Source organism: Lentzea atacamensis (genome assembly GCF_003269295.1).
Classification (GTDB): Bacteria; Actinomycetota; Actinomycetes; order Mycobacteriales; family Pseudonocardiaceae; genus Lentzea; species Lentzea atacamensis.
Window position 1 is genome coordinate 316,478 of the sequence record NZ_QLTT01000001.1, and the last position, 18,050, is coordinate 334,527.

At 70.8% G+C, this 18,050-nt stretch carries 25 protein-coding genes and 2 pseudogenes; 18 read left to right on the forward strand and 9 right to left on the reverse strand.

Annotated features, from left to right (window positions below; all coding sequences use genetic code 11):
* Positions 1 to 13: 13 nt before the first annotated feature.
* The gene (locus C8D87_RS01690; protein ID WP_112225270.1) at positions 14 to 673 is read right to left on the reverse strand and encodes a uridine kinase family protein; all 660 of its coding nucleotides are present in this window, start codon (positions 671 to 673) and stop codon (positions 14 to 16) included.
* The gene (locus C8D87_RS01695; protein ID WP_112225271.1) at positions 674 to 1,318 is read right to left on the reverse strand and encodes a TetR/AcrR family transcriptional regulator; all 645 of its coding nucleotides are present in this window, start codon (positions 1,316 to 1,318) and stop codon (positions 674 to 676) included.
* 160 nt (positions 1,319 to 1,478) lie between these two features.
* Here C8D87_RS01695 and C8D87_RS01700 point away from each other — a divergent pair, with 160 nt between their 5' ends.
* The gene (locus tag C8D87_RS01700) at positions 1,479 to 2,756 is read left to right on the forward strand and encodes a YncE family protein (RefSeq protein ID WP_109636849.1); all 1,278 of its coding nucleotides are present in this window, start codon (positions 1,479 to 1,481) and stop codon (positions 2,754 to 2,756) included.
* Between the two features lie 173 nt (positions 2,757 to 2,929).
* On the opposite strand, the gene C8D87_RS01705 is transcribed toward C8D87_RS01700, so the two are convergent.
* Complete coding sequence (locus C8D87_RS01705) at positions 2,930 to 3,421, reverse strand: DUF4396 domain-containing protein (protein ID WP_109636848.1); 492 nt, start codon at positions 3,419 to 3,421, stop codon at positions 2,930 to 2,932.
* 125 nt (positions 3,422 to 3,546) lie between these two features.
* On the opposite strand from C8D87_RS01705, the gene C8D87_RS01710 reads away from it, so the two are divergent.
* From C8D87_RS01710 to C8D87_RS01745, 8 genes are all read left to right on the forward strand, one after another.
* A complete protein-coding gene (locus C8D87_RS01710; protein WP_112225272.1) occupies positions 3,547 to 3,906 on the forward strand; it encodes a hypothetical protein in 360 nt (119 codons plus the stop codon).
* A 58-nt stretch (positions 3,907 to 3,964) separates the two neighbouring features.
* Entirely contained in the window at positions 3,965 to 4,561 is a 597-nt protein-coding gene (locus C8D87_RS01715) for a DUF305 domain-containing protein (RefSeq protein ID WP_112225273.1), read from the forward strand.
* Between the two features lie 94 nt (positions 4,562 to 4,655).
* On the forward strand, positions 4,656 to 5,018 hold the full coding sequence (locus C8D87_RS01720) for a BlaI/MecI/CopY family transcriptional regulator (protein WP_109636845.1): 363 nt from the start codon (positions 4,656 to 4,658) through the stop codon (positions 5,016 to 5,018).
* Positions 5,015 to 5,947 (forward strand): M56 family metallopeptidase, encoded by a 933-nt coding sequence (locus C8D87_RS01725; RefSeq protein WP_112225274.1) that lies wholly within the window; start codon positions 5,015 to 5,017, stop codon positions 5,945 to 5,947. The genes C8D87_RS01720 and C8D87_RS01725 overlap by 4 nt, the downstream gene beginning before the upstream one ends.
* A gap of 200 nt (positions 5,948 to 6,147) precedes the next feature.
* On the forward strand, positions 6,148 to 6,429 hold the full coding sequence (locus C8D87_RS01730; RefSeq protein ID WP_109636843.1) for a metal-sensitive transcriptional regulator: 282 nt from the start codon (positions 6,148 to 6,150) through the stop codon (positions 6,427 to 6,429).
* 33 nt (positions 6,430 to 6,462) lie between these two features.
* Positions 6,463 to 6,672, forward strand: a complete 210-nt coding sequence (locus C8D87_RS01735) for a heavy-metal-associated domain-containing protein (RefSeq protein ID WP_112225275.1) — start codon at positions 6,463 to 6,465, stop codon at positions 6,670 to 6,672.
* Between the two features lie 11 nt (positions 6,673 to 6,683).
* Positions 6,684 to 7,610, forward strand: a complete 927-nt coding sequence (locus tag C8D87_RS01740; protein WP_112225276.1) for a hypothetical protein — start codon at positions 6,684 to 6,686, stop codon at positions 7,608 to 7,610.
* Positions 7,591 to 9,831 carry a heavy metal translocating P-type ATPase gene (locus tag C8D87_RS01745; RefSeq protein ID WP_112225277.1) on the forward strand — a complete coding sequence of 747 codons (2,241 nt, stop codon included), beginning with the start codon at positions 7,591 to 7,593 and terminating at the stop codon, positions 9,829 to 9,831. Before C8D87_RS01740 ends, C8D87_RS01745 begins: the two co-directional genes overlap by 20 nt.
* A gap of 40 nt (positions 9,832 to 9,871) precedes the next feature.
* On the opposite strand, the gene C8D87_RS01750 is transcribed toward C8D87_RS01745, so the two are convergent.
* From C8D87_RS01750 to C8D87_RS49065, 3 genes and pseudogenes are all read right to left on the reverse strand, one after another.
* Positions 9,872 to 10,222: a hypothetical protein gene (locus tag C8D87_RS01750; RefSeq protein WP_215732132.1), complete on the reverse strand. Its 351-nt coding sequence runs from the start codon at positions 10,220 to 10,222 to the stop codon at positions 9,872 to 9,874.
* 208 nt (positions 10,223 to 10,430) lie between these two features.
* Positions 10,431 to 10,571 (reverse strand): annotated as a pseudogene (locus C8D87_RS49060) (hypothetical protein); the annotation flags it as partial.
* Positions 10,508 to 11,056, reverse strand: coding sequence for a CBS domain-containing protein (locus tag C8D87_RS49065; protein WP_112225278.1), 549 nt, complete (start codon positions 11,054 to 11,056; stop codon positions 10,508 to 10,510). The pseudogene C8D87_RS49060 and the gene C8D87_RS49065, both read right to left, overlap by 64 nt.
* Here C8D87_RS49065 and C8D87_RS01765 point away from each other — a divergent pair.
* The 3 genes from C8D87_RS01765 to C8D87_RS45000 are packed head-to-tail and all read left to right on the forward strand — an operon-like array spanning position 11,003 to position 12,013.
* Positions 11,003 to 11,362, forward strand: a complete 360-nt coding sequence (locus C8D87_RS01765) for an ArsR/SmtB family transcription factor (RefSeq protein WP_112225279.1) — start codon at positions 11,003 to 11,005, stop codon at positions 11,360 to 11,362. The two genes, C8D87_RS49065 and C8D87_RS01765, sit on opposite strands and share 54 nt — an antisense overlap.
* A 25-nt stretch (positions 11,363 to 11,387) precedes the next feature.
* Positions 11,388 to 11,732: a YidH family protein gene (locus C8D87_RS01770; protein ID WP_109636836.1), complete on the forward strand. Its 345-nt coding sequence runs from the start codon at positions 11,388 to 11,390 to the stop codon at positions 11,730 to 11,732.
* Positions 11,729 to 12,013 carry a DUF202 domain-containing protein gene (locus tag C8D87_RS45000; protein WP_109636835.1) on the forward strand — a complete coding sequence of 95 codons (285 nt, stop codon included), beginning with the start codon at positions 11,729 to 11,731 and terminating at the stop codon, positions 12,011 to 12,013. Before C8D87_RS01770 ends, C8D87_RS45000 begins: the two co-directional genes overlap by 4 nt.
* Positions 12,014 to 12,108: 95 nt before the next feature.
* Here C8D87_RS45000 and C8D87_RS01775 read toward each other — a convergent pair.
* Positions 12,109 to 12,942, reverse strand: a pseudogene (locus C8D87_RS01775) (winged helix DNA-binding domain-containing protein); the annotation flags it as partial.
* A gap of 196 nt (positions 12,943 to 13,138) precedes the next feature.
* Complete coding sequence (locus C8D87_RS01780; RefSeq protein WP_112225281.1) at positions 13,139 to 13,501, reverse strand: antibiotic biosynthesis monooxygenase family protein; 363 nt, start codon at positions 13,499 to 13,501, stop codon at positions 13,139 to 13,141.
* Positions 13,502 to 13,605: 104 nt separating this feature from the next.
* Here C8D87_RS01780 and C8D87_RS01785 point away from each other — a divergent pair, with 104 nt between their 5' ends.
* The 6 genes from C8D87_RS01785 to C8D87_RS01815 all read left to right on the forward strand — a co-directional run bounded on the left by C8D87_RS01785 (position 13,606) and on the right by C8D87_RS01815 (position 17,534).
* Entirely contained in the window at positions 13,606 to 13,950 is a 345-nt protein-coding gene (locus tag C8D87_RS01785; protein ID WP_109636832.1) for an STAS domain-containing protein, read from the forward strand.
* A gap of 82 nt (positions 13,951 to 14,032) precedes the next feature.
* Positions 14,033 to 14,512 (forward strand): cation:proton antiporter regulatory subunit, encoded by a 480-nt coding sequence (locus C8D87_RS01790; protein WP_112225283.1) that lies wholly within the window; start codon positions 14,033 to 14,035, stop codon positions 14,510 to 14,512.
* A 2-nt stretch (positions 14,513 to 14,514) separates the two neighbouring features.
* On the forward strand, positions 14,515 to 15,681 hold the full coding sequence (locus C8D87_RS01795) for a cation:proton antiporter (RefSeq protein ID WP_112225284.1): 1,167 nt from the start codon (positions 14,515 to 14,517) through the stop codon (positions 15,679 to 15,681).
* A gap of 89 nt (positions 15,682 to 15,770) precedes the next feature.
* Positions 15,771 to 16,421 carry an RNA polymerase sigma factor gene (locus C8D87_RS01800; protein WP_233441854.1) on the forward strand — a complete coding sequence of 217 codons (651 nt, stop codon included), beginning with the start codon at positions 15,771 to 15,773 and terminating at the stop codon, positions 16,419 to 16,421.
* A gap of 34 nt (positions 16,422 to 16,455) precedes the next feature.
* The gene (locus C8D87_RS45610) at positions 16,456 to 17,139 is read left to right on the forward strand and encodes a hypothetical protein (protein WP_170166283.1); all 684 of its coding nucleotides are present in this window, start codon (positions 16,456 to 16,458) and stop codon (positions 17,137 to 17,139) included.
* A gap of 131 nt (positions 17,140 to 17,270) precedes the next feature.
* The gene (locus C8D87_RS01815) at positions 17,271 to 17,534 is read left to right on the forward strand and encodes a hypothetical protein (protein WP_112225287.1); all 264 of its coding nucleotides are present in this window, start codon (positions 17,271 to 17,273) and stop codon (positions 17,532 to 17,534) included.
* On the opposite strand, the gene C8D87_RS01820 is transcribed toward C8D87_RS01815, so the two are convergent.
* The gene (locus tag C8D87_RS01820; RefSeq protein WP_112225288.1) at positions 17,521 to 18,033 is read right to left on the reverse strand and encodes a DinB family protein; all 513 of its coding nucleotides are present in this window, start codon (positions 18,031 to 18,033) and stop codon (positions 17,521 to 17,523) included. The genes C8D87_RS01815 and C8D87_RS01820 overlap by 14 nt on opposite strands.
* Positions 18,034 to 18,050 lie beyond the last annotated feature (17 nt).

Here is an 18,050-nt window from a genome sequence, read left to right on the forward strand (position 1 = left end):
TCAGGGATTTAATTCAGTCAACACTGAAGTGATTGTGACGATCGGAGATGACGATCTCGGCCTCGGGGTCGTGGCGCAGTCCTGACGTGCCCGCCACCACGATCGTCGCGCGGTGCCACGGCTGTTCGCGGAGCATGAACGGCAGTTCCTCGGCCAGCCACGCGGCGACGTGCTCCCGCTGGGCGGCGGAGTCGCCGTCGCGGGCCACCAGCCGGCGGTTCTGCTCGTCCAGGTCGCCCTGGATCCAGATCGAGGCGTCGAGCCACGGCGCGAGGGCGTCGCGGATGATCCCGGTGCCCTCGACCCACACCACGTCCAACCCGGCCGGGACGCGGATCGCGCCGGGCCGGTCGCGCTCGATCCAGGCCCGCGGCCGGAACTCCACCGCCTCGCCGCGGTGCAGCGGCCGCAGGACGTGCTCGGCCAGGAGGTCCGCCCAGTCGAAGTACGCGTGGTGCCAGGCGATGTCGTCGGTGTGCACGACTCCGGACGCGGGCACCATCGCGCGCAGCCGCTCGGCGAGGGTGGACTTCCCGGCGCCGCCGCGCCCGTCGATCGCGATCACCTGCGGACGTCCGGCGCCGGGTGCCGCCGCCCGCAGTCTCCGCACGACCTCGGACAGCCGCTCGGCCCGCCACCCCGGCGCCTCGGCCTCACCCCGGTGCAGGCGCATTCAGCCGGCCGTCCGGTATCTGCCGAGCACCATCTGGGCCAGCTCGTCCGCGACCTCGTCCAGCGTCGCGTCGACCCACCCCACGACCCAGTCGTGCATGAGCCCGTTGATCGCACCGATGATGGCCGCGGCGGTGATGCGGTAGTTGCCGGGCGGAATCTCGCCGCGCGTGACGGCGTCGGCGGCCAGCCGGTTGATCAGCTCGACCCAGACGGCCCGGCGTTCGAGGCGCTGGCGGTCCATCCGGGGGCTGACTCCGACGACCTCGACGTAGGCGATGCGGGCGTGACGCAGATCCGCGCAGGCACCCTTCACGTAGGCGTGCACGGCCAGCGGCAGCATTTCCGCCATGGGCAGGTGCGTGATGCGGGGCAGCGCCTCGGCGACAGCCTTCGCCGCCACGTCGTTGACGTGCAGGTGCAGGTCGGCCAGCAGGTCTTCCAGGGTGCGGTACTCCTCGTAGAACTGGCGGCTCGACAGTCCCGCGGCCTTGCACAGGTCACCGAGCCTGGTGCCCCGGTAGCCCGTCCCGGTGCCGAACAGCTCCAGCCCCGCTTCCCGGAACCTCCTGCGCCGCTCGTCACGGCGCTCGGCCGCGTCCTTGCCCCCGTAGCGACCCTCCGCCGGGGTGATCCTGCCTGCCACTGTTCCTCCACCGATGATCCGCAGCAGTTTCCTCCACTCGGTCTTGTGGCGGGCGTCACGTCGAGCCTACTATCCAGTAGCCACGATCTGAACTTGACCAAGTTCAGATTTCCCTGCGGCATGCCCCTTCCTGAGCGGGGCCCACTTCAACGGAGAAGCGATGAACGCTAGGACCGACCGTGCCCGGAAAACCCCTGCTGGGAGCGCTCTCTCGCGCCGCCGCCTGACTCACGCCGTCTTCGCGGCGGCCGTGCTCGCCGCCTGCGTCACCGCCCCGGCGGCCTCCGCGGCGCCGCTGCGCGAGGTGATGTTCGTCGGCAACAACTGGGACGGCACCGCCGATGTCATCAAGTCCACCGGCGACTTCGCCAGGATCGGCCGCCTCAACGTCATCCCCGACAAGACCCAGCGACTGACCGAGATCTACCTGAACCCGATCAAGCTCGCGTTCTTCCTCGGCATCCGGCAGGGCCCTGGCGAGGGACACGACCAGTTCGTCGACGACATGTACGCGACCCCCGACGGCACGGCCATGGTCGTCTCCCGCCCCAGCTTCGCCGACGTCGTCTCCCTCGACCTCGCCACCGGGCAGATCAAGTGGCGCTTCCCGGTGTCCGGCTTCCGCTCCGACCACATGGCCGTCTCCCCCGACGGCACCAAGGTCGCGGTCTCTGCGTCGACGTCCAACACCGTGCACGTGCTGGACATCAACACCGGCCGGCAGCTCGGCTCGTTCAAGACCGGTGACAAGCCGCACGAGAACGTCTTCACCAACGGCGGCAGGTACCTCTGGAACATGTCGATCGGCGAGGTCAACAACAACTTCGACGCGCCGTGGCAGGACTTCCTCAAGGGCGACCGGCACATCACCGTCGTCGACGCGAACACCTACCAGATCGTCAGGACGATCGACATGCGCGCCAGGCTGGACGCCTTCGGCCGCAAGGACCTGTCGAACTCGGTGCGGCCCGCGATGTTCAGCCCGGACTACTCGAAGCTGTACTTCCAGGTGTCGTTCTTCAACGGCTTCATCGAGTACGACGTCGCCACCGACCAGATCACCAGGGTGAAGACCCTGCCGAAGAACCCGAACACCAGCGACGACCGCACCACCTTCGTCAACGACTCACGCCACCACGGCCTGTCCATGAACCCCGACGGCAGCAAGCTCTGCGTCGCCGGAACCATGGACGACTACGCCACGGTCGTCGACCGCGGCACCCTCGAGCAGGGCCCGCTCGTCACGGCCTCCAAGCCCTACTGGGCCACCGTCAGCGGTGACGGCCGCGCGTGCGTGATCTCGGAGAGCGGCTCCGACCAGGTCACCGCGATCGACTTCGCCACCGGGCAGAAGCTCGTCTCCGTGCCGGTCGGCGACCACCCGCAGCGGGTTCGCATCGCCCGCATCGACGCGAACTGGACCGGATCGACCCGCTGATCATCGCCTGTCCATCTGGCCGGGATGTGCGCGCACATCCCGGCCAGATGCTGTTGTGACGTCGTACCTGACCGCCAGATCGAACGCCTTACCGCCCAAGGACTCGCGGACACCGTCCACACACGACTGGTGCGGCGCGGTGAATTGAGCACACCGTCCTGACCGGATCACCATCAGTGGTGGTCGTGGTGACCTTCGTGCGCGTGGCCGCCGTGGTACTGGTGCACCACCGCGTGCCCCTTGCCGCGCGAGATCAGCCACCGGTTGACGGGCACGGTCACCACGAAGGCGACGGCCAGCGCGAACGCGAGGCTCACCCAGAACAACCAGCTGGCGACGCCCGCCTCCATCGCACCGGGCACCAGCAGCATGACGGCGTTGTCGACGATCTCCATCACGGCGATCGAGACGGTGTCCGCGGCGAGCGCCACGCCGATCGCCGCCTTCAGCGGCAGGCCCGACTTGAGCACCGGGCGGATGGTCAGCGAGTAGCCGAACAGGAACGCCAGCGCAATCGCCAGCAGGATCGTGGCGAGGTTCGACCAGCCGAGCGCGGTGCCGATGACCATGCCGAGCACCTCACCGATCGCACAGCCGGTGAGGCAGTGCAGGGTGGCCGAGACGGCCAGCTTGGTCAGGCTCGCGGGTGCGGCGCCGTGGTTCATGTCTCCTCCTTCAGCTCGCGCCGAACCATACCCCTAGGGGGTACCCGTATCAAGTCCGACCTGAACCGGCCCCGGTGCCGGACCCGTAGGACACGTCGATGGCATCTACTAGGTACGGTAGTTGCATGAGCCACGGCGCGAAGGTCACGCGGTGGTTGTTGGTGTGCGTTCTGTTCGTCGGCGTCGTGGGGATGCATCACGTCGCGATGAGCGGCGCGATGCCGGCAACCCACGTGTCGATGCCGGCCGACGCGCACGGAGAACACGAACCCGAGAGCCCGTCGCAGCCGCACGACATGCTGAACATGTGCCTCGCGGTCCTGTCCGCCGTGGTGTTCGTGCTCCTCGCCTGGTTGCTAACCCGAGTGGTGCCCCTTGCCGCACAGCGCGTCCTGGCGACGCCGGCGTGGCCGCGGGCACCGGGTCGTCCCCCGCCCGCCGGCGGCAGAGCCCTGCTGAGTGCGGTGTGCGTGCTGAGGTTGTGATCCGCCCGGTCCACCGGCAGAAATCACCTGACCTCCACAAAGGAAGAAGTCTCTCCGCATGAAGAAGACCTTGGTGACGCTCGCCGTCGCGGCGGCCGCACTCGTCGCGGGCTGCGGCAGCAACGACATGACCGGGATGAACCACGGCTCCACCGCGCCCGCACCCGCTTCGAGCGGTCAGGCCGCCGGCCACAACGCCGACGACGTGACGTTCGCGCAGGGCATGGTGCCGCACCACCAGCAGGCGCTCGACATGGCGAAGCTCGTGCCCACGCGCAGCCAGAACCCGAAGGTGCTCGATCTCGCCAAGCGGGTCGAGGCCGCGCAGGATCCCGAGATCGCGAAGATGAACGAGTGGCTCAAGGCGTGGGGTGCCACCACGTCGACGCCGGGCATGGAGCACGGCTCCGGGCACGGCTCGATGCAGGGCATGATGAGCGCCGAGGACATGAAGATGCTCGAACAGGCCAAGGGCCCCGCGTTCGACAAGATGTGGCTCGAGATGATGATCAAGCACCACGAGGGCGCGGTCGCGATGGCGAGGACCGAGCTCGAGAAGGGCAGCAACGGCGACGCCAAGAAGCTGGCCCAGGAGATCATCGACGCCCAGCAGAAGGAGATCACCGAGATGCGCGGGCTGCTCGGCGCGGCCTGATCGGTGGGCGCCGGGGCGGGTGCGGCACCCGCCCCGGCGCGGCTCGGGAGGAGTTCCGCGTCACGTAACCTTGGCCGACCGGAGGGGATGGGCGATGCGCGGGCTGGGCGAGTTGGAAGCGGCCGTCATGGACGTGCTGTGGCACGCCACCGAGCCGCTGCGGGTGCGTCAGGTGCTCGAACGCCTCGACACGGGCAAGTCCCTCGCCTACACGACCGTGCTGACGGTGCTCGACAACCTGCACCGCAAGGACTGGGTGTCCCGCGAGCTCGACGGCAAGGCCTACCGGTACCAGCCCACCCTCAGCAGGGCGGAGGCCGCGGCGAACGCGGTGCGCGAGGTGCTGGCCGCCTCCGGTGATCCGCGGGCCGCGCTGCTGCACTTCGCTCGCTCCGCGTCCGAGGAGGAGTCGGAGGTCCTGCGGAAGGCGTTGCGCGGGAGACCGTCGAAACGATGACCGTCGCGCTGTCTCTTCTGCTCGGCTGCGTGGTCGTGGGCTGGCTCGCCCCGCGCTACCTGCTCCGGATCGCCGACCCGGCGGTGGCGCTCGTCGCGTGGCTGGTGTCCGTCGTCGCCGTCGTCGTCACCACGGCCGGTGCGATGCTGCTGCTGGTGCTGCCCGACCACGGGCTCGGCCCGTCGGTCGTGGCCACGCTGCACCACTGCTGGCAGTCCGTGGCGCACGGCTCTGCCCCTGCTGTCGAGGCGGTCAGCGGGGCGGTCGGCTTCGTGCTGCTCGCAGGCCTGCTGGCCCGCCTGGCCGTGGCCGGTGTCCGCGGCGGCCGTCAGCGCGCCCAGGCCCGTCGCGAGCAACTGGACGTGCTGCGCGTGGCAGGCCGGCGCGAAGAGGGCGCGCACGTGACGGTGTGGCTCGACCACGACAGCCCGCTGGCGTTCAGCCTGGCCGGCCGGCCCGGTGTGGTCGTGGCGACAGAAGGACTCCACCGCCACCTGAGCCCCGAGCAGGTGCAGGCGGTGCTCACCCACGAGCAGGCCCACCTGAACGGCCGCCACCACCTCCTCGTGGCGTTCGGCGACCTCGTCGGTGCCACACTGCCGTTCCTGCCGCTGTTCCGGCGCACGGCAGCGGCCCTGCGAGAGCTCGTCGAGCTCGCCGCGGACGCGACCGCCGTGCGCAAGCACGGCGCCGACGCGGTCAGGGCAGCGCTCACCGGCGTGGCCGGGCACGGCGCTCCCGGCACCGCGCTCGCCATGGGCGGCGACTCCGTGCAGAGCCGGCTCGCGAAGCTGCCGCGGCACGTACCCGGACCTGCCCGCAGGCTCGCCTCGTGCGGGCTGGCGGGTGTCACGGCCCTCGTGCTTCCCGCCGTGACCGCGCTGGCCGCCCTGGCGACGCTGATGCTGGTCTCCTGCCCGGCTGCGTGACGATCCGGCCGGCGCGGTAGCCGCCCTCCTCGATCTCCTGACACGACCTGCTACTGCCGTTAGTGGCAACCTCCGCGCGCCTTACCCCCAGGGGGTACTTGCCACACCCCTACCCCCCTGGGGTATAAAAGAGGCAAGCGCCCATCGTTCCCCCGGTCCCCCGACCGGCCGCGCGGTGGACCGATCGACAGGAGCGAGACGTGCACGGCTACACCGACAACAAGGACGCCCACCTGCGCCGCCTGAAGCGAATCGAAGGCCAGGTCCGCGGACTGCAGCGGATGATCGAGAACGACGAATACTGCATCGACGTCCTCACCCAGATCTCCGCGGCCACGAGGGCGTTGCAGGCCGTCTCACTCGGACTGCTCGACGAGCACCTCAAGCACTGTGTGAGCCAGGCCATCACCGACGGCGGAACGGCTGCGGACGAGAAGATCGCCGAAGCCAGCAACGCCATCGCCCGCCTGGTCCGCTCCTGACCGTCCGTCCCAGACGCACAGAGAGAAACCGAAATGGCTGAGTCCACCTACACCGTCAAGGGCATGACCTGCGGGCACTGCGTCAGCTCCGTCACAGAGGAGGTCGGCCAGATCAGCGGCGTGCGGCAGGTCGACGTCGACCTGCCCACCGGCAAGGTCACCGTCACGAGCGACGCGCCGGTCAGCCAGGAAGCTGTCCGCGCCGCCGTGACCGAGGCCGGCTACGAGCTCGTCGCGAGCTGAGGGAGCAGAGCATGAAGACCGGCTACAAGGTCTCCGCCTACGCACTCGCACTGGTGGTCGTGTTCGGCGGGGCCTGGGCTGCCGGTGCCGCCGCCGGCCCGTTCGGCGGAGCGGAAACGCCGAGCGGTGCCGACGGCATGAACCACAGCGAGAAGCCCAGCCCCGAAAAGTCCGCTGGGGAGCCACCCGCGTTGCCGCCGGGACTTTCAGTGTCCCAGAACGGTTACACGCTCCAGCTCGCCGCGAGCACGCCCACTCTCCAGTTCCACATCAGCGGCCCGGACGGCAAGCCGGTCACCGCGTTCGACGTGGAGCACGAGAAGAAGCTGCACCTCGTGCTGGTGCGCCGGGACGGTTCGGGTTACCAGCACCTGCATCCCGAGATGGCCGCCGACGGCACGTGGAGCACCCCGCTCACGCTGCCGGCCGCGGGCAGCTACCGGGTGTTCGCCGACTTCAAGCCACAGGGTGGCGCCAAGTCCACGCTCGGCGCGGACCTCCAGGTCCCCGGCGCGTACGAGCCGCAGCAGTACTCGACGGACACTCGTTCGTCCACTGTGGACGGCTACACCGTCACGCTGGGCGGCGACCTCAAGGCGGGCACCGAGTCCACGGTGACGGCCACCGTCACCAGGAACGGCGCGCCCGTCACCGACCTGCAGCCCTACCTGGGCGCGAACGGGCACCTCGTCGCCCTGCGCGCGGCCGACCTGGCCTACCTGCACGTCCACCCGCAGGAGGGGCCCGGCAGCGGTCCCGAGGTGAAGTTCTCCGTGGAGGTGCCGACCGACGGGCGCTACCGGTTGTTCTTCGACTTCCAGCACGGCGGGAAGGTCCGCACGGCCGAGTTCACCCTCGGCGCCGGCGCGTCGGCCGCCCCCGCCGTCACCCCGGCTCCCACCAAGGAGGAGGACGGCCATGCCGGACACGGCGGTTGATCCGCGAACCAGCCAGATCGAACTGTCGATCGGCGGCATGACCTGCGCCTCCTGTGCCGCGCGCATCGAACGCAAGCTCAACAAGCTCGAAGGCGTCACCGCCTCGGTGAACTACGCGACGGAGAAGGCTCGCATCGACTTCCCCGGCGACCTCTCCCCCGCCGACCTGGTGAAGGTCGTGGAGGACACCGGCTACACCGCCGAACTGCCCGCTCCCCCGGTCACCGGCGGGGACACCGTCGCCGAAGAGGATCCGACGCGGTCGTTGCGGCAGCGGCTGGTCACGTCCGCGGTGCTGTCGGTGCCGGTGATCGCGCTGGCGATGATCCCGGCGCTGCAGTTCACCTACTGGCAGTGGTTGTCGCTCGCGCTGGCCGGACCCGTCGTGGTGTGGGGCGCGTGGCCGTTCCACAAGGCGGCGTGGACCAACCTCCGGCACGGCGCCGCCACGATGGACACGCTGATCTCCATTGGCGTCGGCGCGGCGTTCCTGTGGTCGCTCTACGCGCTGTTCCTGGGCACCGCGGGCACTCCCGGCATGACGCACGGGTTCTCGTTCACCATCGAGCGGATGGCCGGGACCGGCAACATCTACCTCGAGGTCGCGGCGGGCGTCACGACGTTCATCCTGGCCGGCCGCTACTTCGAGGCACGGTCCAAGCGCCGCGCGGGAGCCGCGCTCAAGGCACTGCTCGAACTCGGCGCCAAGGACGTCGCCGTGCTGCGGGACGGCCGCGAGGTCCGCATCCCGACCGACGAGCTCAAGACCGGTGACCGGTTCGTCGTGCGGCCGGGCGAGAAGATCGCCACCGACGGCGTCGTCGAGGAGGGCAGCTCCGCGGTCGACGCGAGCATGCTGACCGGCGAGTCGGTGCCGGTCGAGGTGCGTCCTGGCGACTCGGTCGTCGGCGCGACGGTCAACGCGGGCGGTCGTCTCGTCGTGCGGGCCGCGCGGATCGGCTCGGACACGCAGCTGGCGCAGATGGCCCGGCTGGTCGAGGAGGCGCAGAACGGCAAGGCCGAGGTGCAGCGCCTCGCCGACCGGGTCTCGGCGGTCTTCGTGCCGATCGTCATCGCTCTCGCCATCGGCACGCTGGGCTTCTGGCTCGGCACGGGCGGAGGCGCGGGTGCGGCGTTCACCGCGGCGGTCGCGGTGCTGATCATCGCCTGCCCGTGCGCGCTGGGCCTGGCCACGCCGACCGCGCTGCTTGTGGGCACCGGACGCGGCGCCCAGCTCGGCATCCTGATCAAGGGGCCCGAGGTGCTGGAGTCGACCCGGCGCGTCGACACGGTCGTGCTCGACAAGACCGGAACCGTCACGACCGGCCGGATGAGCCTCATCGCCGTCCACCCGGCGAAGGGCGAGGAGCGTGACGAGGTGCTGCGGCTGGCCGCGGCGCTCGAACACGCCTCCGAGCACCCGATCGCCAGGGCGATCGTCGCCGGAGCGGGCGACGACCTGCCCGCGGTCGAGGACTTCCAGAACGTGGAGGGACTCGGCGTGCAGGGCGTCGTCGAAGGCCGCGCGGTGGTGGCGGGACGGGAACGCCTGCTCAGCGACTGGAGCGTGCACCTCGACGAGGAGCTGGCCACGGCGAAGAAGGAGGCCGAGCAGCAGGGCCGCACGGCGGTGCTGGTCGCGTGGGACGGCAAGGCGCGCGGCGTGCTGGTCGTCGCGGACACGGTGAAGCCCACGTCGAAGGAAGCGATCGAGGGCCTGCGCGGCCTCGGGCTGCGCCCGGTGCTGCTGACGGGCGACAACGAGGCAGCGGCTCGCGCGGTGGCGGCCGAGGTCGGCATCGACGAGGTCATCGCAGAGGTGCTGCCCGCGGACAAGGTCGACGTCGTCAAGCGGCTGCAGGACGAGGGCCGCGTCGTGGCGATGGTCGGCGACGGTGTGAACGACGCCGCCGCGCTCGCGCAGGCCGACCTGGGTCTCGCGATGGGCACCGGCACGGACGTCGCGATCGAGGCGGGCGACCTCACGCTGGTGCGCGGTGACCTGCGGGCCGCCGTCGACGCGATCAGGCTGTCGCGGCGCACGCTCGCCACGATCAAGGGCAACCTGTTCTGGGCGTTCGCCTACAACGTCGCCGCACTGCCGCTGGCCGCGCTCGGCCTGCTCAACCCGATGATCGCGGGCGCGGCGATGGCGTTCTCGTCGGTGTTCGTGGTGACGAACAGCCTGCGGTTGCGCGGCTTCCGCAGCCGGACCGCCTAGCAGGCGAGAGTTGAGGGGACGGCCCGCCCGGCCGTCCCCTTCAGCTCGCGTGCTGATCGGCTGGACGAGCGATCACGTTGGGCGCCAGCACATCCGGCACCGGCGCCCGGCCCGGCCCGCCGTCGGCGATCCAGCCGACGATGCCGTCGACCACCTCGTCCGACAACACGCCGCCGAGCCAGACCGGTCGTGCGCCCGCCTGCCTCGCGCCGGTGTCCGGCCGCACGACCACGACGTTCGAGAAGTCGCAGGAGTCCAGGCAGTCGGCGACCAGAACCCGGTGCGCGCCGACCGCCGCACGAAGCCGGGTGAGCTGGCTCTCGTGGTCGACGTCCGGGTGCTTCTTCTCCGTGCCGCAACAGCATCCGCGGCACACCGTCAACCTGTTCACCTGGCCTCCATGTGGCAAAACCTACTACGCGCGGCCGTTGGTTCCGCGCGCAGAGGGGCACACCCGGTGCCAGACGTCGAAGTGGGTGGCACCGCTGTCGGCGGAGCAGCCGGTGCACGCCGAACCCCGCCGCCTGCGAGAGCCGACCGAACAGCGATTGTTCGACCTCGCTCCGGATCACCGAGTCGTCACGCAGGTACACCCGCAGCGCATCTCTGCGCGCGAGCACGCCGACCAAGGTGCCGTGGCCGTTGACCACACACGCCGCATCGACGCGTGCGGCGGTCAGCACGCACAAGGCCGAGCACAACGGCTCCGGTTCCGCGATGGTGATGGCCGGCGACACCATGAGCTCCGCGGCCCGCGCCCCCTCCGGCGCGCTGCCACCGCGACCGCACCGCCGAGCCCGCCAGCACCGGCTCGGGCGTCGGTGCCGCCGCGGAACTCCAGCTTGGCCGGCAGATCGGTCTCGGACACCACGCCCTGCGGGCGGCCGGCCGGGTCGATCACCGGGACCACGCTCACGTCACACGCGAGCACCATCCCGACGAGATCCTCGAACAACGTCTCCGGTGCTGCCGTGACAACGCGCCGGCACATCACCCGAGCCGCGGTCAGCTCACCCGTGCTCGGCCTCCCGCACTTCGCGCGGCGACCGGCTTGCGGACTTACCAAGGTTGGCAACTGCTCAACCAGGCAGGAACGCCTCCCGACTCGCCGCCCCGGCGGCCGACCAGGAAGGATCACCACCATGACGACGATCCGCGGGAAGTGGCTCCGTTGAGCAGGCCCCTGTACCAGGTGAAAGCGGAGTTCTTCAAAACGCTCGGCCATCCGGCGCGCATCCGCGTGCTCGAGCTGCTCAGCGAACGCGAACACTCGGTCGCCGAGATGCTGGCCGACATCGGCATCGAGGCCGCGAACCTCTCGCAGCACCTCGCCGTGCTCCGCCGCGCCGGACTGGTCACCACCCGCAAAGAGGGCTCCAACGTCCACTACTCCCTGACGAGCCCGCACGTCGCCGAGCTGCTCGCGGTCGCCCGGCTCATCCTCACCGGTGTGATCTCCGGTCAGATGGAGCTGCTCGAGGACCTCCGCACGCCTGCAGGGCAGGCCCAGTCGCCGCGCCGACGCGGCTGACTCCCGGCGAGGACGAGGAGGACTGATGGCGGCCGAACCACCGGACACCGAACCCGACTACCGCTTCACCCTCGCCAACGAACGCACGTTCCTCGCCTGGATCCGCACCGCGCTCGGCCTGCTGGCCGCCGGTGTCGCGGTCCGCCAGCTCGTGCCCCCGTTCGCCGTGCCGGGTGCCACGACAGTGCTGGCGCTGGCGTGCACCGCTCTCGCCGCGGTCGTCGCGGCCACCAGTTTCCCGCGCTGGCGCCGCGTGCAGCGGGCGATGCGGGCCGGAACCCCGTTGCCGCACAGCCGGATGGTGGTCGTGCTCGCGGTCGGGGTGCTGCTGATGGCCCTGCTCGCCGCGGTCCTGGTGATCACCGGATGAAGCACGACCGAGGGCTGCAACCCGAGCGCACGAACCTGGCGTGGAACCGCACCGCGCTCGCGTCCGCCGCGTGCTCATTGCTGCTGCTGCATGTCGCGGCACGGCGCGGCTGGGGACTCGCGACCGTGCCCGCGGTGTGCACGGCCGCCGTCGCGGTGACGCTGGTCCTGCTCGGCCGCCACCGGCACCTGAGCACGACCGGGCCGCGCATCCTGCTGCTGGTGGCCGTACTCGTCACCATCGCCTGCGTGTCCGCACTACCGCTCGTTCTGCACGGGTAGCACCTGAACGTCGAACGACTCCCCTCCGGGAACGCGAACCCCAACAGGGCGAGGCCTTCCTCCTCCAGCACCTCACGGTCCTTTTCGGACACATCGGTGAACGGTCCGGCGACGAGCGTGCAGGCGCGCTTCGCCTTGTCCACCCGCCAGATTCCCTGGAGCAGTCCGCCGATCAGGAGATTGCCGCGCAGCACACCACCCCGCACGGTCATCAGCAGCCCGTGCTTGCGGCACCACTCGGCGAACGACAAGCCCTCCGGGATGATCCGGTCCCGCCTGGCGTGCGAGAGGAACACGTTGTCGTACTCGGGCAGATATCTCGGCGGCGCGGGCACGCCCGGGTCGGGCAGCTCGGCCTCCGGGACGTCGAACAGCTCCTTCCCGTTCTCGTCGAGGTGGGCGCACAGCTGTGGCCGCATCCGGTCGACGACCTCGCCGAGCCTCGTCAGCCCGCACCACGCCTGCACGTCCTGCACGCTCGCGGGCCCGAACGCCGCCAGGTAGCGCAGGATCAGCCGCTCCATCGACGGCGCCGCGTCGATCGGCCTGCCGAGCCACGTTCGCGCGGACGCGTGCACGGCGCGGCCGGTGCCGTTCCACGTGCCGCGCGGCGGGATCTGCACCAGCGCGGCCAGGTTGCGCACGGCGTAGGCGAGCGTCTCGGGCTTCCGGTCCGGCCAGTGCTCGTGCAGCGCCTTGCCCAGTTCGCTCGGAGTGCGCGGCCGCTCGTCGAGCAGTGCGAGCCCGCGTTCGACCACCGCGTCGAGGTCGAGGCCGCGGACGGCCGCGCTGTGGGCCGAGTTCCGGTGGAGGTCGCGGTCGAGCACCGGCTGCACGAGTGGACGCAGCGTCAGGCAGTCCTCCGCCGTCACGAGGTGGATCGTCGACCGCATCAGCGCGGTGCGCACCAGCTCGCGTTCGCTGACCATTGTGGGCAGTGGTTCGGACCGGTGGTCGCCGAGCCGCGACCACAGCGCGACGTACGGCCCCACCGTATCTGGGAGTGCATGCCCACCAGGTGCTCGACCACGTCGCGCTCGGGCAGGTCGTGCCTTCGCAGCAGGTACTGCCGGGACAGCAGGGCACGGTTGAGCACGCGGGGGCTCAACCGTGCCGCTGCCGCGGTCATCGATCAGCCTGCTGGGCTCCGCGCACGAAACCGTGGCTCCGCTCGACCTTGGCCACGTGCAGCGTGTACCTCTCGTACCACTCGGCCCGTCCGCGCTTCTGCGCCGTTTGGTGCTCGGCGTTCGTGCGCCACTGCGTGAGGGCGCCGGCGTCGCGGAAGTAGCCGACCGTGATGCCCAGCCCGCCAGGGGTCTGCGCGTGGTCGATCCCCAGGAAACCGGGGATCTCCCGCACCAGCTCCTCCATCCGCGCGTTGGTCTCGCGGTAGCCGCTCTGCTCCTGGGTCCGCACCGTGGTGAAGACAGCCACGTAGTAAGGAGGGTCGAAGGCCTCGACGGGCACTTGAGAGTCGTCGCTCACGGCGCCACCGTAAGGCGGGACGTGTCCGGCGATCCAACGCTTTCTGCAAAGATCGACAACGGGCACGTGGCCTGCGAGGCTGGACGCGATCTACGGGAGGCAGCGTGGCACCACTGGAGATGGAGGCAGAGCGGCGGGACGACGCGGTGATCCTGCGGGTCACCGGCGAGGTCGACTCCTACACCGCGCCGCTCCTGCACGAGCGCCTGGCCGGGGTGTTCGCCGAGGCGAAGGGCGGGACCGTCGTGCTGGACATGTCACGCGTGTCCTTCCTCGCCTCGTCCGGGCTCTCCGTGCTGGTGGACTACCACACGCGCGGTGAGGAACAGGGCACCCGGCTGAAGGTCGTGGCGCCGGCGGGCAACGTGCTGCGGGCGCTGCGGGCGACCACGTTGAACGAGATGATCGAGCTGTACGCCACCGTGCCGGACGCACTGGCGGCCCGCTGAGCCGGTTCGGCACCGACGGCATCGCCGGAACCTCGACCACCGGCTCACGGCGTTCAGCTGAGAACGGGGCCATCATGATCTGATGGACGTGAACGAGGTTCTGCTGCCCGGTGTGGGCCTGCGCTACGAGTTCACCAACGCGGACGGCGACCACATCGCCATCGTCGCCCGCCGCGAGGGCACCTTCGAGATCGGCCGCTACTGCGCGGACGATCCGGACGAGGCCCGGCAGGTGTTCCGGCTCACCAGCGCGGAGGCGGACACGATGGCCGAGATCCTGGGTGCTCCGCGCATCGCCGAACGGTTCGCCGATCTCACGAAGGAGGTTCCCGGCCTCAGCGCCGGTCAGGTCGTCGTGCCCGCCGAGTCGGTGCACCGGGGCAAACCGCTCGGCCACACGCGGGCCCGCACCCGCACCGGAGCGTCGATCGTCGCGATCGTGCGCGGCGACAACGTGATCGCCTCGCCGACACCGGACGAGGTGCTGAGGCAGGGCGACGTGCTCGTCGTGATCGGCACGCACGAGGGCATCAGCGGCGTGCGCGCGATCATCGAAAGCTGACCGTGCACACATCGCTCGCGCTGCTGCTCGAGCTCGGCGTCATCCTCGTCGGGCTCAGCGTGCTGGGCGCCGCAGCCCGGCGGTGGTCGGTCTCCCCCATCCCGCTCTACCTGCTGGCCGGCCTGGCGCTCGGCAACGGCGGCATCGCACCGGTACCCGCCGCGGGCGACTTCGTCGAGATCGGCGCCTCCATCGGCGTGGTGCTGCTCCTGCTCACCCTCGGCCTGGAGTTCAACACCGCCGAGCTCACGCACAGCCTGCGCCGCCACGTCCCGTCGGCCGTGCTCGACCTCGTCCTCAACGCCACGCCCGGTGCGATCGCCGGGTGGCTGCTGGGGCTGAGCTGGCCCGGTGTCCTGGCACTCGCGGGCGCCACCTGGATCTCGTCCTCCGGCATCATCTCGCGGCTGCTGAGCGACCTGCGCCGGCTCGGCAACCGCGAGACCCCTGCCGTGCTGTCGATCCTCGTCATGGAGGACTTCGCCATGGCGGTCTACCTGCCGGTGCTCGTCGTGCTCGCCTCCGGCGGCACCTGGTGGCAGGCGATCATCGGCGTGGTCGTCGCGACGGCCAGCGTCGCGGCGGCGTTCACCGCCTCGCACCGCTGGGGCCACCACGTCAACCGCTGGCTCGCCCATCCCGACGACGAGCAGCTCATGCTGCGCGTGCTCGGGACCACCCTCGTCGTGGCGGCACTCGCGGAACTGGTCTCCGTCTCCGCCGCGGTCGGCGCGTTCCTCGTCGGCCTCACCCTCACCGGGACCACGGCCGAACGAGCCCGCGCGGTGCTGGCACCGTTGCGCGACCTCTTCGCCGCCGCGTTCTTCCTCGCCATCGGCTTCGCCGTCAGCCCGTCCGACCTGCTCCCGGCGCTGCCCGCCGCGTTCGCCCTCGCCCTGACCGGCATCCTTACCAAGGTCGCCACCGGCTGGTATGCGGCCCGCCGGGACGGCATCGCCCCACGCGGACGCCTCCGCGCGGGAACCGCGCTGATCGCGCGCGGCGAGTTCTCCATCGTGATCATGAGCCTGGCCGGCGCCGCCGGGCACCAGATCGGTCCCGTGGTGACGGCCTACGTCCTGTTGCTGGCCACGATCGGGCCGCTGGTCACCCGCTGGTCCAGCGACTGGGTGCGCCGTCCGCGCGTCGAGCGGCCGCGGCAGCCCTGACCTGGACGGATCGACGGCGTCGTTAGTACACATCCGGCTGGTTGGCAAGGACTTGGCAACTGGACGAACCTTCGTCCAGGATGCCGCGCGTGCAGAGTGCGGCGGGGTTCGGCGACAGCGGTGAGATCTCCGGTGTCGCGTGGTCATCGCGCCGCTCGAGCGCCAGGAAGTCCACTGCGGACACGGCGGAGGACGTCCTGGCCGCGGCGCGCGGCGGGGACGAGAACGCCTTCCGCAGCCTCTACCGGGACGTGCAACCGAAGCTGTTGCGGTACCTCCAGGTGCTGGTGGGAACGGATGCCGAGGACGTGGCGTCCGACGCCTGGCTGCAGATCGCGCGGGACCTGGGATCGTTTCGCGGCGACGTCGACGGGTTCCGCGGCTGGGCGACCACCATCGCCCGCAACCGCGCGCTGGACCACCTGCGCCGTCAGCAGCGGCGGCCGGTCGTGCACGGGACCGTCGAGGACGTGGCCGAACCCGCGGGACCGGAGGACACCGCCCAGGCCGCGGTGGACTCCGTGGGCACCGACGCCGCGCTCGCGCTGATCGCCGGGCTGCCCAGGGACCAGGCAGAGGCCGTGCTGTTGCGGGTCGTCGTCGGCCTGGACGCGAAGGCCGCCGCCAAGGTGCTCGGCAAGCGTCCCGGCGCGGTGCGGACCGCGGCGCACCGCGGCCTGCGCACCCTGGCCGCCCAGCTCGACGCAAGCTCCCCACCAGGGCCAACACCACCGGAGTGACAAAAAATCGAGTCCTGACGCTGAAGGAAACGAGATGAGCACCCACCGTTCACGCCGCATCGGCCGGCGCACCGCGGAGCGACTGCTCCGCGACGCACCCGGCCACGCGCAGGTCACCGGGCACGACCGCCTGGGCGACCTGCTCGCGGCCGCGGCTGCCCCGGCCCGCGACCGTGAGCTGACCGGTGAGCACGCTGCCATGGCGGCGTTCCGCGACGCTCGTCTCGCCCCCGCCCCTCAGCGACGGAGACCCCGGATGCTCAAGATCGCACTCGCGAACCTGGTGACGGTGAAGATCGCCGCTGTCGCGGCGGCCGCCGCCGGCGGCATCGCACTGGCGGCGGCGGCCGGCACGCTGCCCGGCCAGCAGCGCGAGGAACCCGCGCCCGCCGCCGACACCGACGTCGTCGCCACGACCTCCGTCACGACCACCGAGAAGTCGAAGGCCCCGGACAAGAAGCCGGACAACAGCGCGTCGCCCTCGCCGTCCCTCCACGGGTTGTGCCAGGCCTACACCGCCAGGGCAGAACACGGCAAGGCGCACGAGAACCCGGCCTTGAGCGCGTTGATCACGGCCGCGGGCGGCCCCGACCAGGTGCCCGCCTTCTGCGCCGACCTGCTCGGCGACAAGCCCGGCAAGCCCGACGCGCCCGGCAAGCCCGACACACCCGGCAAGTCGGACCAGGCGCCCGGCAAGCCCTCCCGTTCGAACCGCTGACGCGCACCACGAACGTCCGGCGACCCGAGCTCTCCCTCACCGGGTCGCCCGCTCCCGGACGGGCGGCGGTCTGCCCCACACGCCGCCGCTCGTCCGCCCCTTCCCCGCTACCCAGAAAGTGGAGGAGCGCCTTGCTCTACGACTGTCCGTACGCGGTTTCGGCCGGCAGCTACCTGCTCGAAATGCTCACTCCCGAGGAGACCGACGAGTTCCGGCGGCACACCCTGCAATGTGTGTACTGCCAGGGGGAAATCGTGTCGCTGTTGCCCGGTGCCCTCTTCCTGCAGGAGCTCAGGGCCGGCATCCTCGCGGCGGACCAGCGCCTGTGCACGGACCGGCCTGCCCTCACCACCGTCGCCGCGCGGGAGCTCCGCTGGGTCTTCACGCACGGGTGAGCGTCAGCTGCCGCCGGTGGAAGTCGAAGTGCCGCACCGGAAACCGGTACAGGTCGCCGAGCGTCATGAAGTCCTGGAAGAACGGGTCCCAGCGCGTCGGGTAGTGCATGCCGCGGCTCAGGTCGCGTTCGCGGTCCAGGCGCCGGTGCAGCCTGGCGATCGTCCGGTCGCACAGCACATCCATGGTGTGCAAGGGCAGGAACGTGCCGCCGAGCCACGAGCCGAGGTAGTTCGCCACGTCGAACGGCCGGGTGCCGGCGTTGAGCACTCGGGCGAACCCGCGGCCGAACCCACGCGGCAACCGGCTGAACCCGCGGGCCAGCGCCAGCAGCGCCCTCATGATCAGGAAACCGAGCAGCATGTGGAACAGCAGCTGCCGGTTGGTCCACCGCGTTCCCGCGGACCTGGACCGCAGCTCGTTCTCCGTCGCCAGCGCGAGCAACTCGTGGAACGTCGCCCGCGCCCGCTCCAGCTCGTCGTGCACCGCCCGGGTGTCCACACCCTCGATTGTGCGCC